Below are 15,028 nucleotides of genomic sequence, written 5' to 3'. Positions count from 1 at the left end.
CCCGTCTCCCACCACCACCCTTCTGACGAGCGCTCCGCGCGCACCTCTTTCGCCGAGGAGAAATAAACAAACATGAGCAAGATCCTGATCCGTGGTGCGAAGGTGCTCGGCGGCGAGCCCCAGGACGTGCTGATCGACGGTGAGACGATCGCCGAGGTGGGCACGGGCCTGGACGCGGAAGGAGCCGAGGTCGTCGAGGCCGGGGGCAAGGTCCTGCTGCCGGGCCTGGTCGACCTGCACACCCATCTGCGCGAGCCGGGCCGCGAGGACTCCGAGACCGTGCTCACCGGCACCCGCGCCGCCGCCTGTGGCGGCTACACCGCCGTGTTCGCCATGGCCAACACCTTCCCCGTCGCCGACACCGCCGGAGTCGTCGAGCAGGTCTGGCGGCTCGGCCGGGAGCACGGCTACTGCGACGTCCAGCCCGTCGGCGCCGTCACCGTCGGCCTGGAGGGCAGGAAGCTCGCCGAGCTCGGCGCCATGCACGAGTCGGCCGCCGGGGTCACCGTCTTCTCCGACGACGGCAAGTGCGTCGACGACGCGGTGATCATGCGCCGGGCGCTGGAGTACGTGAAGGCCTTCGGCGGCGTCGTCGCCCAGCACGCCCAGGAGCCGCGGCTGACCGAGGGCGCCCAGATGAACGAGGGCGTCGTCTCCGCCGAGCTGGGCCTGGGCGGCTGGCCGGCCGTCGCCGAGGAGTCGATCATCGCCCGCGACGTGCTGCTCGCCGACCACGTCGGCTCCCGCGTGCACATCTGCCACCTGTCGACCGCCGGGAGCGTCGAGATCGTCCGCTGGGCCAAGTCCCGCGGCATCCGGGTCACCGCCGAGGTCACCCCGCACCACCTGCTGCTGACCGACGAGCTGGTGCGCACCTACAACCCGGTCTACAAGGTGAACCCGCCGCTGCGCACCGAGCGCGACGTGCACGCCCTGCGCGAGGCGCTCGCCGACGGCACCATCGACATCGTCGCCACCGACCACGCCCCCCACCCGCACGAGGACAAGGACTGCGAGTGGGCCGCCGCCGCCATGGGCATGGTCGGCCTGGAGACCGCGTTGTCGGTGGTCCAGGAGACCATGGTCGACACGGGCCTGCTGGACTGGGCCGGCGTCGCCGACCGCATGTCCTTCAAGCCCGCCCGGATCGGACAGGCCACCGGCCACGGCCGTCCCGTCTCGGCAGGTGAGCCCGCGAACCTCACCCTGGTCGACACGGCATACCGTGGGCAGGTGGACCCCGCGGGCTTCGCCTCGCGCAGCCGCAACACCCCGTACGAGGGACGTGAGCTGCCGGGCCGTGTCACCCACACGTGGCTCCGGGGCAAGGCCACGCTCGTCGACGGGAAGCTCACGTGACACCTGCAACACTGCTCGCGACCGCAATCGCCGCCGGAGGGAAATCGGCCCCGGTCACCGACTGGGCCGCCCGCATCGGCTGGCTGATCGGCCTCGCGCTCTTCGTGGCCCTCGTCTACTGGCTGATGCGCGAGGGCTGGAAGTGGCGCGGCACCCTCCAGGGCGACCTGCCCGAACTGCCTGGCTCACCGGAGAACCCCGGTGAGCCGCGGCTGACGATGACCGGCCGCTACCACGGCTCCACCACCGCCGGCCAGTGGCTGGACCGCATCGTGGCCCGTGGTCTGGGCACCCGCAGCCGGGCCGAGCTCACCCTGACGGACGCCGGCCTGGACGTCGTACGCCCCGGAGCCACCGACTTCTTCGTCCCCGCCGCACAGCTGCGCGGGGCCCGGCTCGACAAGGGCATCGCCGGCAAGGTCCTCACCGAGGGCGGCCTGCTGATCGTGACCTGGGCGCACGGCGAACGGCTGATCGACTCCGGGTTCCGCTCCGACCGGGCGGCCGAGCACCCCGCGTGGGTCGAAGCCCTGAACTCCCTGACCGAAAAGCACAGCACGGAAGGCGCCGAACGATGACCACCTCCAGCCAGGGAACCGCCTCGCAGAGGCACAAGGCGGCTCCCGCCGTACTCGTCCTGGAGGACGGCCGGGTCTTCCGCGGCCGTGCCTACGGGGCCGTGGGGGAGACGTTCGGCGAGGCCGTGTTCTCCACCGGCATGACCGGCTACCAGGAGACCCTCACCGACCCGTCGTACCACCGCCAGGTCGTCGTCATGACCGCCCCGCACGTCGGCAACACCGGCGTCAACGACGAGGACCCCGAGTCCCGGCGCATCTGGGTCTCCGGCTACGTGGTGCGCGACCCCGCGCGCCGGCCGTCCAGCTGGCGGGCCAAGCGCAGCCTGGACGAGGAGCTGGCCGCCCAGGGCGTCGTCGGCATCAGCGGCATCGACACCCGCGCCCTGACCCGCCACCTGCGCGAGCAGGGGGCCATGCGCGTCGGCATCTTCAGCGGCGAGGCGGTCCAGGACGAGGCCACGCTGCTGGCCCGGGTCCTCCAGGCACCCCGGATGGAGGGCGCCGACCTGTCCGCGGAGGTCGCCACCCGGGAGACGTACGTCGTCCCCGCGATCGGCGAGAAGAGGTTCACCGTCGCCGCGGTCGACCTCGGCATCAAGGGCATGACCCCGCACCGGATGGCCGAGCGCGGCATCGAGGTGCACGTGCTGCCGGCCACGGCCACGCTGGAGGAGGTGTACGCGGTCGAGCCCGACGGGGTGTTCTTCTCCAACGGGCCGGGCGACCCGGCCACCGCCGACCACCCCGTCTCCGTGATGCGGGGAGTCCTGGAGCGCGGCACGCCGCTGTTCGGCATCTGCTTCGGCAACCAGATCCTCGGCCGCGCGCTCGGCTTCGGCACCTACAAGCTGAAGTACGGCCACCGCGGCATCAACCAGCCGGTGCAGGACCGTACGACCGGCAAGGTCGAGGTCACCGCGCACAACCACGGCTTCGCCGTCGACGCCCCCACCGACCGGGTCTCCGACACGCCCTTCGGCCGTGTCGAGGTCTCCCACGTCTGTCTCAATGACAACGTGGTGGAGGGCCTGAGGCTGCTCGACAAGCCGGCCTTCAGCGTCCAGTACCACCCCGAAGCGGCCGCGGGACCCCACGACGCCGCCTACCTGTTCGACCGCTTCGTCTCCCTGATGGAGGGCCAGCGTGCCTAAGCGCACCGATATCCAGTCCGTCCTGGTCATCGGCTCCGGCCCGATCGTCATCGGCCAGGCCGCCGAGTTCGACTACTCCGGCACCCAGGCGTGCCGCGTCCTGAAGGCCGAGGGCCTCAGGGTCGTCCTCGTCAACTCCAACCCGGCGACGATCATGACCGACCCGGAGATCGCCGACGCCACCTACGTCGAGCCGATCACCCCCGAGTTCGTCGAGAAGATCATCGCCAAGGAGCGCCCCGACGCCCTGCTGCCCACCCTGGGCGGTCAGACGGCCCTCAACACCGCCATCTCGCTGCACGACAACGGCGTCCTGGCCAAGTACGGCGTCGAGCTGATCGGCGCCAACGTCGAGGCCATCCACAAGGGCGAGGACCGCGACCAGTTCAAGGAGGTCGTGGAGGCCGTCCGGCAGAGGATCGGGCACGGCGAGTCCGCACGCTCGGTGATCTGCCACACCATGGACGAGGTCCTGGCCGGCGTCGACGAGCTCGGCGGCTACCCGGTCGTCGTCCGCCCCTCCTTCACCATGGGCGGCGCCGGCTCCGGCTTCGCCCACGACGAGGACGAGCTGCGCCGCATCGCCGGCACCGGCCTCGCGCTCTCCCCGACCACCGAGGTCCTCCTGGAGGAGTCCATCCTCGGCTGGAAGGAGTACGAGCTGGAGCTGATGCGCGACAAGCACGACAACGTCGTGGTCGTCTGCTCCATCGAGAACTTCGACCCGATGGGCGTGCACACCGGCGACTCCATCACCGTCGCCCCGGCGATGACCCTCACCGACCGCGAGTACCAGATCCTGCGCGACATCGGCATCGCCGTGATTCGCGAGGTCGGCGTCGACACCGGCGGCTGCAACATCCAGTTCGCGGTCGACCCGGAGGACGGGCGGGTCATCGTCATCGAGATGAACCCGCGCGTGTCGCGCTCGTCGGCCCTGGCGTCCAAGGCGACCGGCTTCCCCATCGCCAAGATCGCCGCCAAGCTCGCCGTCGGCTACACCCTCGACGAGATCCCGAACGACATCACGCAGGAGACCCCGGCCTCCTTCGAGCCGACCCTGGACTACGTGGTCGTCAAGGCGCCCCGGTTCGCCTTCGAGAAGTTCCCGAGCGCCGACTCCACGCTGACCACCACCATGAAGTCGGTCGGCGAGGCCATGGCCATCGGCCGCAACTTCACCGAGGCCTTCCAGAAGGCCCTGCGCTCGCTGGAGAAGAAGGGCAGCCAGTTCACGTTCGTCGGCGAACCCGGTGACAAGCACGAGCTGCTGCAGGCGGCCGTCCGCCCGACCGACGGCCGGATCAACGCGGTCATGCAGGCCATCCGCGCGGGCGCCACACCGCAGGAGGTCTTCGACGTCACCAGGATCGACCCCTGGTTCGTCGACCAGCTGTTCCTGATCAAGGAGGTCGCCGACGAACTCGCCGAGGCGCCCGAACTCACCGCCGAAGTGCTCGCCGACGCCAAGCGGCACGGCTTCTCCGACCAGCAGATCGGCGAGATCCGCGGCCTGCGCGAGGACGTGGTCCGCGAGGTGCGGCACGCGCTCGGCATCCGCCCGGTCTACAAGACGGTCGACACCTGCGCCGCCGAGTTCGCCGCGAGGACGCCGTACTTCTACTCCTCCTACGACGAGGAGACCGAGGTCGCCCCGCGCGAGAAGCCCGCGGTGATCATCCTGGGCTCCGGCCCCAACCGCATCGGCCAGGGCATCGAGTTCGACTACTCCTGCGTGCACGCCTCCTTCGCGCTGTCCGACGCCGGGTACGAGACCGTGATGGTCAACTGCAACCCGGAGACCGTCTCCACCGACTACGACACCTCCGACCGGCTGTACTTCGAGCCGCTCACCCTGGAGGACGTGCTGGAGATCGTCCACGCGGAGCGGCAGGCCGGCCCGATCGCCGGTGTCGTCGTCCAGCTGGGCGGACAGACCCCGCTGGGTCTGGCACAGGCCCTGAAGGACAACGGCGTGCCGATCGTCGGCACCTCCCCGGAGGCGATCCACGCCGCCGAGGACCGGGGCGCCTTCGGCCAGGTGCTGGCCGAGGCGGGCCTGCCCGCCCCCAAGCACGGCACCGCCACCACCTTCGCCCAGGCCAAGGCCATCGCCGACGAGATCGGCTACCCGGTCCTGGTCCGGCCGTCGTACGTCCTGGGCGGGCGCGGCATGGAGATCGTGTACGACGAGACGCGGCTGGAGGCGTACATCGCCGAGTCGACCGAGATCGGCCCCTCCCGGCCGGTGCTCGTCGACCGGTTCCTGGACGACGCCATAGAGATCGACGTCGACGCCCTCTACGACGGCGAGGAGCTGTACCTCGGCGGCGTCATGGAGCACATCGAGGAGGCCGGCATCCACTCCGGCGACTCGGCGTGCGCGCTGCCCCCGATCACCCTCGGCGGGCACGACATCAAGAGGCTGCGGGCCTCCACCGAGGCCATCGCGCGCGGTGTCGGGGTGCGCGGGCTGATCAACATCCAGTTCGCGCTGTCCGGCGACATCCTCTACGTCCTGGAGGCCAACCCGCGCGCCTCCCGTACGGTGCCCTTCACCTCCAAGGCGACCGCCGTGCCGCTGGCCAAGGCCGCCGCCCGGATCTCGCTGGGCGCGACCGTCGCCGAGCTGCGCGAGGAGGGCGTGCTGCCGAAGAACGGCGACGGCGGCACGCTGCCGCTGGACGCGCCGATCTCCGTCAAGGAGGCCGTGCTGCCCTGGAGCCGCTTCCGGGACACCTCCGGGCGCGGCGTCGACACCGTGCTCGGTCCGGAGATGCGCTCCACCGGCGAGGTCATGGGCATCGACTCCGTCTTCGGCACGGCGTACGCCAAGTCGCAGGCGGGGGCGTACGGACCGCTGCCGACCAAGGGCCGCGCCTTCATCTCGGTCGCCAACCGGGACAAGCGGTCGATGATCTTCCCGGCCCGTGAGCTGGTCGCCCACGGCTTCGAACTGCTCGCCACCTCCGGCACCGCCGAGGTGCTCAAGCGCAACGGCATCCACGCCACCGTGGTGCGCAAGCAGTCCGACGGCCCCGGGCCGAACGGCGAGAAGACCATCGTCCAGCTCATCCACGACGGCGAGGTCGACCTCATCGTCAACACCCCGTACGGCACCGGCGGTCGCCTCGACGGCTACGAGATCCGTACGGCGGCCGTGGCCCGCTCCGTGCCCTGCCTGACCACGGTCCAGGCCCTGGCCGCGGCGGTCCAGGGAATCGACGCCCTCCACCACGGCGACGTGGGCGTCCGCTCCCTCCAGGAACACGCCGGCTTCCTGACCGCCACCCGCGACTAGCGGCCCCGAGGGGGACACCGGAAACGGTGTCCCCCTCTTCACGAGGACCGCGCTTCACGAGGACCACGAGGACCCCGAGGACCCAGTGATCTACAAACTCTTCTTCCGTCTGGTGTTCCAGCGGATGGATCCGGAGCAGGCCCACCACCTGGCCTTCCGCTGGATCCGGCTCGCCGTCCGCATCCCGGTGCTGCGCACGTTCGCCGCGGCCGTGCTCGCCCCCCGTCACAAGGAGCTGCGCACCGAGGCCCTCGGACTGCGGATGCACGGCCCGTTCGGGCTCGCCGCCGGCTTCGACAAGAACGCCGTCGCGATCGACGGGATGTCGATGCTGGGCTTCGACCACGTGGAGATCGGCACGGTGACGGGGGAACCGCAGCCCGGCAACCCGAAGAAGCGGCTGTTCCGGCTGGTCGCCGACCGTGCGCTCATCAACCGCATGGGCTTCAACAACGAGGGCTCGCTCGCCGTCGCGGCACGCCTGGCCTCCCGTACGCCCGTGTTCAGGACCGTGGTGGGCGTCAACATCGGCAAGACCAAGGTCGTCCCGGAGGAGGAGGCCGTCGGCGACTACGTCAAGTCCACCGAGCGGCTGGCCCCGTACGCCGACTACCTGGTCGTCAACGTCTCCTCGCCGAACACCCCCGGCCTGCGCGACCTGCAGGCCACCGAGGCGCTGCGCCCGCTGCTGACCGCCGTGCGCGAGGCCGCCGACCGGGTCGTGCCGGAACGCCGGGTGCCGCTGCTGGTGAAGATCGCGCCGGACCTCGCCGACGAGGACGTCGACGCCGTCGCCGACCTGGCCGTGGAGCTCGGCCTGGACGGGATCATCGCCACCAACACCACCATCGCGCGCGAGGGACTCGGTCTGACCTCCGCGCCCTCGCTGGTCAAGGAGGCCGGCGGGCTCTCCGGCGCGCCCCTGAAGGCCCGCTCCCTCCAGGTGCTGCGCCGCCTCTACGCGCGCGTGGGGGACCGCGTCACGCTGGTCGGCGTGGGCGGCATCGAGACCGCCGAGGACGCCTGGCAGCGCATCCTGGCCGGCGCCACGCTGGTCCAGGGCTACAGCGCCTTCGTCTACCGGGGCCCCTTCTGGGGCCGCGCCCTCCACAAGGGGCTCGCCGCGCGGCTGCGCGACAGCCCGTACGCCACCCTCGCCGACGCGGTCGGCGCCGATGTGAAGAAGGCAGGAACGACGGCATGAGCCCGATCGAACCCTTCGGCGCGCGTCTGCGCCGTGCGATGGACGAGCGCGGCCCGCTGTGCGTGGGCATCGACCCGCACGCGTCCCTGCTCGCCGAGTGGGGCCTGACCGACGACGTGGCCGGCCTGGAGCGGTTCAGCCGCACGGTGGTGGAGGCGGTCGCCGACCGGGTCGCCGCCCTGAAGCCGCAGAGCGCCTTCTTCGAGCGCTTCGGCTCGCGCGGCGTCGCCGTCCTGGAGAGGACGGTCGAGGAGGCGCGGGCGGCGGGCGCGCTGGTGGTCATGGACGCCAAGCGCGGTGACATCGGCTCGACCATGGCCGCCTACGCCGAGTCGTTCCTGCGCAAGGACGCGCCGCTGTTCTCGGACGCGCTGACCGTCTCGCCCTACCTCGGCTACGGCTCGCTGAGGCCCGCGGTCGACCTGGCGCGGGAGAGCGGCGCGGGCCTGTTCGTGCTGGCGCTGACCTCCAACCCGGAGGGCGCGGAGGTCCAGCACGCCGTACGGCCCGACGGCCGCACCGTGGGCGCGACCGTGCTCGCGCACCTCGCCGAGGAGAACGCCGGGCAGACCCCGCTGGGCTCCTTCGGCGCGGTGGTGGGCGCCACGCTCGGTGACCTGTCGTCGTACGACCTCCAGGTGGGCGGTCCGCTCCTCGCCCCCGGCATCGGCGCCCAGGGAGCGACGCCGGCCGACCTCCCCCGGGTCTTCGGGGCCGCGGTGCGCAACGTGGTCCCGAGCGTCAGCCGGGGTGTTCTTCGTCACGGTCCCGACGTGGTGGCTCTGCGTGACGCCACGGAACGTTTCGTGGAGGACGTCCGGGCCGCGATGACCGCGGGCTGAGGACCGGACGGGCGGTCGGGGACGTGCTTGCGTCTGGATGCGCCCCCGAATCCAGGGCAGTATGTTCTAAATGTCCGACCTGACGGAGGCTGACCAGGACTTTTCCGCTGTTCTCGCTGACTCAGACGCCCTCGACCGCTAGTCTCCGTCGAGTGGGGCACCTCCCACGCCCTCAAGGCAGTGGGGGGAGAACGGGCAAGCGTGTTGCTCGTGGCTCCCCAGGTGTGGGGCGACTAGGTTCCTCACCGGTCCGTATCCGACAGTTCGACATCCGAGGTGACGTAGGCGTGGCTCTTCCGCCCCTTACCCCTGAACAGCGCGCAGCCGCGCTCGAAAAGGCCGCCGCGGCTCGCCGGGAGCGGGCCGAGGTCAAGAATCGACTCAAGCACTCCGGCGCCTCCCTGCACGAGGTCATCAAGCAGGGCCAGGAAAACGACGTCATCGGCAAGATGAAGGTGTCCGCCCTGCTCGAGTCGCTGCCGGGCGTGGGCAAGGTCCGCGCCAAGCAGATCATGGAACGACTCGGCATCTCCGAGAGCCGCCGGGTGCGCGGTCTCGGCTCCAACCAGATCGCCTCCCTGGAGCGCGAGTTCGGCAGCACCGGCTCCTGACCAGGGCCCTGCGGGAGGGAGTCCCGGGCACTCCGGGATTGCTGGAATAATCGCCGCATGGCTGTAACACCCCGGGGGACACCCCCCGTACCCCCGGACGCACGTCCGCGGCTGACCGTGCTCTCCGGCCCCTCGGGGGTCGGCAAGAGCACGGTCGTCGCTCATATGCGCAAGGAACACCCCGAGGTCTGGTTGTCGGTGTCCGCGACGACCCGCAAGCCCCGCCCCGGTGAACAGCACGGCGTCCACTACTTCTTCGTCACCGACGACGAGATGGACAAGCTGATCGCCAACGGCGAGCTGCTGGAGTGGGCCGAGTTCGCGGGCAACCGCTACGGCACGCCGCGCGCCCCCGTGCTGGAGCACCTGGAGGCAGGTGTGCCGGTCCTGCTGGAGATCGACCTCCAGGGGGCGCGGCAGGTCCGCGAGTCCATGCCCGAGGGCCGGCTGGTGTTCCTGGCGCCTCCCTCCTGGGAGGAGCTCGTACGCCGGCTCACCGGGCGGGGAACCGAGCCGCCCGAGGTGATCGAGCGCCGGCTGCGAGCGGCGAAGACCGAGCTCGCGGCCGAGTCGGAGTTCGACGAGACCCTGGTCAACACCTCCGTCGAGGACGTGGCGCGCGAGCTGCTAGCCTTGATGGACGTTGTGTGATCGTGACAGAGGCCGTGGCAGAGACAGTGACAGTCACCGTGACGGTCGCACCGACTGATTCTTTCCCATCCATCGGAAGGTAGAGCGTGTCCTCTTCCATCTCCGCGCCCGAGGGCATCATCAACCCGCCGATCGACGAGCTCCTCGAGGCCACCGACTCGAAGTACAGCCTCGTGATCTACGCGGCCAAGCGGGCCCGCCAGATCAACGCGTACTACTCGCAGCTCGGCGAGGGCCTCCTCGAGTACGTCGGTCCGCTCGTCGACACCCACGTCCACGAGAAGCCGCTCTCCATCGCCCTGCGGGAGATCAACGCGGGTCTGCTGACGTCCGAGGCCATCGAGGGCCCGGGCCAGTAAGTCATATCTGCAGATCGCAGTAGCTTTTTCCACAGGCCCGGCAGGGGGCACCTTCCAGCGTTGGCTGAGGGGAGCGATTGCCGGGCCTGTGGTGTGTCATGGAACGCGTACGCCGACGAGCCGCGGCGCGTGTGTCGAGTGAGGGGAGGCCCGGTGAGCAAGCCCAAGGTCGTTCTGGGGGTCAGTGGCGGCATCGCCGCGTACAAGGCGTGCGAGCTGTTGCGCAGGCTGACCGAGTCGGGACACGACGTGCGTGTCGTCCCCACGGCCTCCGCCCTGCACTTCGTCGGCGCGGCGACCTGGTCCGCCCTGTCCGGCAACCCCGTCTCCACCGAGGTCTGGGACGAGGTGCACGAGGTCCCGCACGTGCGCATCGGCCAGCAGGCCGACCTGGTCGTCGTGGCCCCGGCCACGGCGGACACGCTGGCCAGGGCCGCCCACGGCCTCGCCGACGACCTTCTGACGAACACCCTGCTCACCGCTCGCTGCCCGGTGGTCTTCGCGCCCGCCATGCACACGGAGATGTGGGAGCACCCGGCCACCCAGGAGAACGTGGCGACGCTGCGCCGCCGCGGCGCGGTCGTCGTCGAACCGGCGGTCGGCCGGCTGACCGGCGCCGACACCGGCAAGGGCCGGCTGCCCGATCCGGCGGAGATCTTCGAGGTCTGCCGCCGCGTCCTCGCCCGGGGCGCGAGCGAGCCCGATCTCGCCGGCCGGCACGTCGTCGTCAGTGCCGGCGGCACCCGCGAGCCCCTGGACCCCGTCCGCTTCCTCGGCAACCGCTCCTCGGGCAAGCAGGGCTACGCCCTCGCGCGCACCGCGGCGGCCCGGGGCGCCCGGGTCACGCTGGTCGCCGCGAACACCCACCTGCCGGACCCGGCGGGCGTGGACGTCGTCCGGGTCGGTACGGCCGTGCAGCTGCGGGAGGCCGTGCTGAAGGCGGCCGCGGACGCCGACGCGGTGGTCATGGCCGCCGCCGTCGCCGACTTCCGCCCCGCGAGCTACGCGGCCGGCAAGATCAAGAAGAAGGACGACCAGGAGCCCGAGCCCATCGCCCTGGTGCGCAATCCGGACGTCCTCGCGGAGATATCGGCCGACCGGGCGAGGTCCGGACAGGTGATCGTGGGCTTCGCCGCCGAGACCGACGACGTCCTCGCCAACGGCCGCAGGAAGCTCGCGCGCAAGGGCTGCGACCTGCTCGTGGTCAACGAGGTGGGGGAGCGTAAGACCTTCGGCGCGGAGGAGACCGAGGCCGTGGTGCTGGCCGCCGACGGCGGCGAAACCCCTGTTCCGCACGGCCCGAAGGAGGCCCTGGCCGAGACCGTGTGGGACCTCGTGGCCGCCCGGCTGGGCTGAGTGCCTCCTGTGGCCCCACGGCCTTCCGGAAAACCTCTCGGCCGGCGTGTGAGGGCCCTGGCCAAGGTCACCGGGCTTTGGGCAGAATGCCCGTGCCGCAGCTCACAGCGCTCCCGAGAGGCGAGACAGGTGGGGCAGCGGCCGAGCGCGACCGATAAACTGTTCGCGGACGACGCCGGGCGCAGCCCCCCGTGTCGTCCACCAATGATCAGCCAGCAGCCGCTGCAACCCCAGGGAGCGTTGTGTCCCGTCGCCTGTTCACCTCGGAGTCCGTGACCGAGGGTCACCCCGACAAGATCGCTGACCAGATCAGCGACTCCATTCTCGACGCGCTGCTGCGCGAGGACCCGACCTCCCGGGTCGCCGTGGAGACACTGATCACCACCGGCCTGGTGCACGTGGCGGGTGAGGTCACGACCAAGGCCTACGCGGACATCGCGACCCTGGTCCGCAACAAGATCCTCGAGATCGGCTACGACTCCTCCAAGAAGGGCTTCGACGGCGCCTCCTGCGGTGTGTCGGTGTCGATCGGCGCGCAGTCCCCGGACATCGCGCAGGGTGTCGACGCGGCGTACGAGTCCCGGGTGGAGGGGGACGAGGACGAGCTGGACCGGCAGGGCGCGGGCGACCAGGGCCTGATGTTCGGCTACGCCTCCGACGAGACGCCGACGCTGATGCCGCTGCCGGTCTTCCTGGCGCACCGGCTGTCCAAGCGGCTGTCGGACGTGCGCAAGAACGGCACCATTCCCTACCTGCGCCCCGACGGCAAGACGCAGGTCACCATCGAGTACGACGGCGACAAGGCGGTCCGCCTGGACACGGTGGTCGTCTCCTCGCAGCACGCGAGCGACATCGACCTGGAATCGCTGCTGGCGCCCGACATCCGCGAGTTCGTGGTGGAGCCGGAGCTGAAGGTGCTGCTGGACGACGGCATCAAGCTGGAGACCGAGGACTACCGCCTGCTGGTCAACCCCACCGGCCGGTTCGAGATCGGCGGGCCGATGGGTGACGCGGGCCTGACCGGTCGCAAGATCATCATCGACACCTACGGCGGCATGGCCCGCCACGGCGGCGGCGCGTTCTCCGGCAAGGACCCGTCCAAGGTGGACCGCTCGGCGGCGTACGCGATGCGCTGGGTCGCCAAGAACGTGGTCGCGGCGGGTCTGGCCTCGCGCTGCGAGGTGCAGGTGGCGTACGCGATCGGCAAGGCCGAGCCGGTGGGTCTGTTCGTGGAGACCTTCGGCACGCACAAGGTGGAGCCGGAGAAGATCGAGAAGGCGATCGACGAGGTCTTCGACCTGCGTCCGGCCGCCATCATCCGCGACCTCGACCTGCTCCGTCCGATCTACGCCCAGACCGCGGCCTACGGCCACTTCGGCCGCGAGCTGCCCGACTTCACCTGGGAGCGCACCGACCGCGTGGACGCGCTGCGCGAGGCGGCGGGGCTGTAAGACCGGTACGCCGCGAGGACCGAGCGAGGCCCGGACCCCACGGGGGTCCGGGCCTCGGCGCATGCCAGGGCCGCGGGGCCGTGGAGGCCCGAGCGCCGTCGGTTGTCAGTCCCGTTTGGTAGGAATGCAAGCGTGAGCAGCGAGAACGGTACGGGGCACGGCGGGGCCGAAGGAGCGCCGCCGGAGCAGCTCGCGCTCATCCGGGAGAGCGTGCGCAAGGCCAGGGAACCCCGGGCCAAGCCGCGGACCTGGCGGGGGGTCGCGCTCGCCGAGGAGCTGCCCGTGGCGCGGGTGCTGGTCGACAAGGGCGTGCTGCACCTCGACCGGTACTTCGACTACGCCGTGCCGGCCGAGCTGGACGCCGACGCGCAGCCCGGTGTGCGGGTGCGGGTGCGTTTCGGGGCCGGACGGCACCGGGTGCGGGAGGGGCGGCGCGAGGGCGGCGGGCTCATCGGCGGGTACCTGATCGAGCGCCGGGCCGAGTCGGACTACTCCGGGCCGCTGGCCGCGCTCGCCCAGGTCGTGTCGCCCGAGCCCGTGCTCAGCGAGGAGCTGCTGGGCCTCGCGCGGGCCGTCGCCGACCGGTACGCGGGCGGCGTCGCCGACGTCCTGCAGCTCGCCGTGCCACCGCGCAGCGCCCGGGCCGAGCAACGGCCCTCGCCCGCACCGCTGCCGCCTCCGTCCGCGCCCGACGCGGGCTCCTGGACCCGGTACGAGCGGGGGCCGGCCTTCCTGGAGGCGCTGGCCGGGGGCGGCTCGCCGCGTGCCGTGTGGAACGCGCTGCCCGGGCCCGAGTGGAGCGAGGAGCTGGCCCGCGCGGTCGCCGCCGCGCTGTCCTCGGGACGGGGCGCGCTCGTGGTCGTACCGGACGGGAGGGCCGCCGCCCGGGTGGACGCCGCGCTGACCGCCGTCCTGGGCGAGGGACGGCATGCCCTGCTCACCGCCGAGGCGGGGCCCGAGAAGCGGTACCGGCAGTGGCTGGCGGTGCGCAGGGGCTCCGTGCGGGCCGTGGTGGGGACGCGGGCGGCCATGTTCGCGCCGGTGCGGGACCTCGGGCTGGTGGCGCTCTGGGACGACGGGGACGACAGCCACAGTGAGCAGCACGCGCCGCAGCCGCACGCTCGCGAGGTGCTGCTGTTGCGCGCCGCGCAGGACAAGTGCGGCTTTCTGCTGGGTAGTTGGGGCTGCACGGTGGAGGCGGCACAGCTCGTCGAGAGCGGCTGGGCGGGGCCGCTGGTCGCGGCGCGGCAGCAGGTGCGGCGGGTGGCTCCGCTCGTGCGCACCGTGAGCGACGGCGATCTCGCGCGCGACGAGGCCGCCCGGGCCGCGCGGCTGCCGTCGCTCGCCTGGCAGGCGGTCAGGGAAGGGCTGCGGCACGGGCCCGTGCTGGTGCAGGTGCCCCGCCGGGGCTACGTGCCGCGGATGGCCTGTGCGCGGTGCCGGGAGCCCGCGCGCTGCCGGCACTGCGCCGGCCCCCTGCAGGCACAGGACGCCGGGGTGCCGCGGTGCGGATGGTGCGGGCGCGAGGAAGCCGCCTGGCACTGTCCGGAGTGCGGCGCGTTCCGGTTGCGCGCCCAGGTCGTCGGGGCCCGGCGGACCGCCGAGGAACTGGGGCGGGCCTTCCCCGCCGTGCCGGTGCGGACCTCGGGGCGCGAGCACGTGCTGGACACGGTGCCGGGAACGCCCGCGCTCGTGGTGAGCACACCGGGCGCCGAGCCGGTCGCCGAGGGCGGGTACGCGGCCGCGCTGTTGCTGGACGGCTGGGCCATGCTCTCACGGCCCGACCTGCGGGCGGGGGAGGACGCGCTGCGGCGCTGGATCGCGGCCGCCGCGCTGGTGCGGCCGCAGGAGGCGGGCGGCACCGTGGTCGTCGTCGCCGAGCCGACGCTGCGGCCCGTGCAGGCCCTGGTGCGGTGGGACCCCGTCGGCCACGCGGTACGGGAGCTGGCCGAACGCGCGGAGCTGGGTTTCCCGCCGGTGTCCCGTATGGCGGCCGTGTCCGGCCCGGAGGAGGCGGTGACCGGCTTCCTCCCGACCATCGGACTACCCCGCGAGGCCGAGGTGCTGGGCCCCGTCCCGCTCCCGGTCACACCCCCTGGCAGCCCTCGCCGCTCGGGCGCGCCCCCACCCGGTGAGCACTGGGCCCGCGCCCTGATCCGTGT

General features: G+C 71.9%; 12 protein-coding genes. All 12 read left to right on the top strand.

What is annotated here, in order from left to right; translation table 11 throughout:
- Positions 1-72 precede the first annotated feature (72 nt).
- Positions 73-1,359 carry a dihydroorotase gene (locus tag C1I97_RS15470; RefSeq protein WP_111003794.1) on the top strand — a complete coding sequence of 429 codons (1,287 nt, stop codon included), beginning with the start codon at positions 73-75 and terminating at the stop codon, positions 1,357-1,359.
- Positions 1,356-1,937 carry a PH-like domain-containing protein gene (locus tag C1I97_RS15465; protein WP_111003793.1) on the top strand — a complete coding sequence of 194 codons (582 nt, stop codon included), beginning with the start codon at positions 1,356-1,358 and terminating at the stop codon, positions 1,935-1,937. The genes C1I97_RS15470 and C1I97_RS15465 overlap by 4 nt, the downstream gene beginning before the upstream one ends.
- Positions 1,934-3,091 (top strand): glutamine-hydrolyzing carbamoyl-phosphate synthase small subunit, encoded by a 1,158-nt coding sequence (carA, locus tag C1I97_RS15460; RefSeq protein ID WP_111003792.1) that lies wholly within the window; start codon positions 1,934-1,936, stop codon positions 3,089-3,091. Before C1I97_RS15465 ends, carA begins: the two co-directional genes overlap by 4 nt.
- Entirely contained in the window at positions 3,084-6,392 is a 3,309-nt protein-coding gene (gene carB / locus C1I97_RS15455) for a carbamoyl-phosphate synthase large subunit (protein WP_111003791.1), read from the top strand. The genes carA and carB overlap by 8 nt, the downstream gene beginning before the upstream one ends.
- 88 nt (positions 6,393-6,480) lie before the next feature.
- Positions 6,481-7,596, top strand: coding sequence for a quinone-dependent dihydroorotate dehydrogenase (locus C1I97_RS15450; RefSeq protein ID WP_111003796.1), 1,116 nt, complete (start codon positions 6,481-6,483; stop codon positions 7,594-7,596).
- Positions 7,593-8,438: an orotidine-5'-phosphate decarboxylase gene (gene pyrF / locus C1I97_RS15445; protein WP_181446738.1), complete on the top strand. Its 846-nt coding sequence runs from the start codon at positions 7,593-7,595 to the stop codon at positions 8,436-8,438. Before C1I97_RS15450 ends, pyrF begins: the two co-directional genes overlap by 4 nt.
- 287 nt (positions 8,439-8,725) lie before the next feature.
- A complete protein-coding gene (locus C1I97_RS15440; RefSeq protein WP_003977346.1) occupies positions 8,726-9,049 on the top strand; it encodes an integration host factor in 324 nt (107 codons plus the stop codon).
- Between the two features lie 57 nt (positions 9,050-9,106).
- Positions 9,107-9,700 carry a guanylate kinase gene (gene gmk / locus C1I97_RS15435; protein ID WP_111003790.1) on the top strand — a complete coding sequence of 198 codons (594 nt, stop codon included), beginning with the start codon at positions 9,107-9,109 and terminating at the stop codon, positions 9,698-9,700.
- An 86-nt stretch (positions 9,701-9,786) separates the two neighbouring features.
- Positions 9,787-10,059, top strand: coding sequence for a DNA-directed RNA polymerase subunit omega (gene rpoZ / locus C1I97_RS15430; RefSeq protein ID WP_030577387.1), 273 nt, complete (start codon positions 9,787-9,789; stop codon positions 10,057-10,059).
- 153 nt (positions 10,060-10,212) lie between these two features.
- A complete protein-coding gene (coaBC, locus tag C1I97_RS15425) occupies positions 10,213-11,415 on the top strand; it encodes a bifunctional phosphopantothenoylcysteine decarboxylase/phosphopantothenate--cysteine ligase CoaBC (protein WP_111003789.1) in 1,203 nt (400 codons plus the stop codon).
- A 242-nt stretch (positions 11,416-11,657) separates the two neighbouring features.
- Positions 11,658-12,866: a methionine adenosyltransferase gene (gene metK, locus C1I97_RS15420; protein ID WP_111003788.1), complete on the top strand. Its 1,209-nt coding sequence runs from the start codon at positions 11,658-11,660 to the stop codon at positions 12,864-12,866.
- A gap of 132 nt (positions 12,867-12,998) precedes the next feature.
- The coding region (locus tag C1I97_RS15415; protein ID WP_111003787.1) for a primosomal protein N' at positions 12,999-15,028 on the top strand (2,030 nt) is incomplete at its 3' end.

This window comes from Streptomyces sp. NTH33, assembly GCF_003236365.1.
Lineage (GTDB): Bacteria > Actinomycetota > Actinomycetes > Streptomycetales > Streptomycetaceae > Streptomyces.
This window is presented reverse-complemented; position numbering and strand designations above follow the sequence as displayed.

Coding starts and splice junctions, on each gene's coding strand:
- pyrF (WP_181446738.1), top strand. CDS start 7,593: ATGAGCCCGATCGAACCCTTCGGCGCGCGTCTGCGCCGTGCGATGGAC.
- C1I97_RS15470 (WP_111003794.1), top strand. CDS start 73: ATGAGCAAGATCCTGATCCGTGGTGCGAAGGTGCTCGGCGGCGAGCCC.
- carA (WP_111003792.1), top strand. CDS start 1,934: ATGACCACCTCCAGCCAGGGAACCGCCTCGCAGAGGCACAAGGCGGCT.
- gmk (WP_111003790.1), top strand. CDS start 9,107: ATGGCTGTAACACCCCGGGGGACACCCCCCGTACCCCCGGACGCACGT.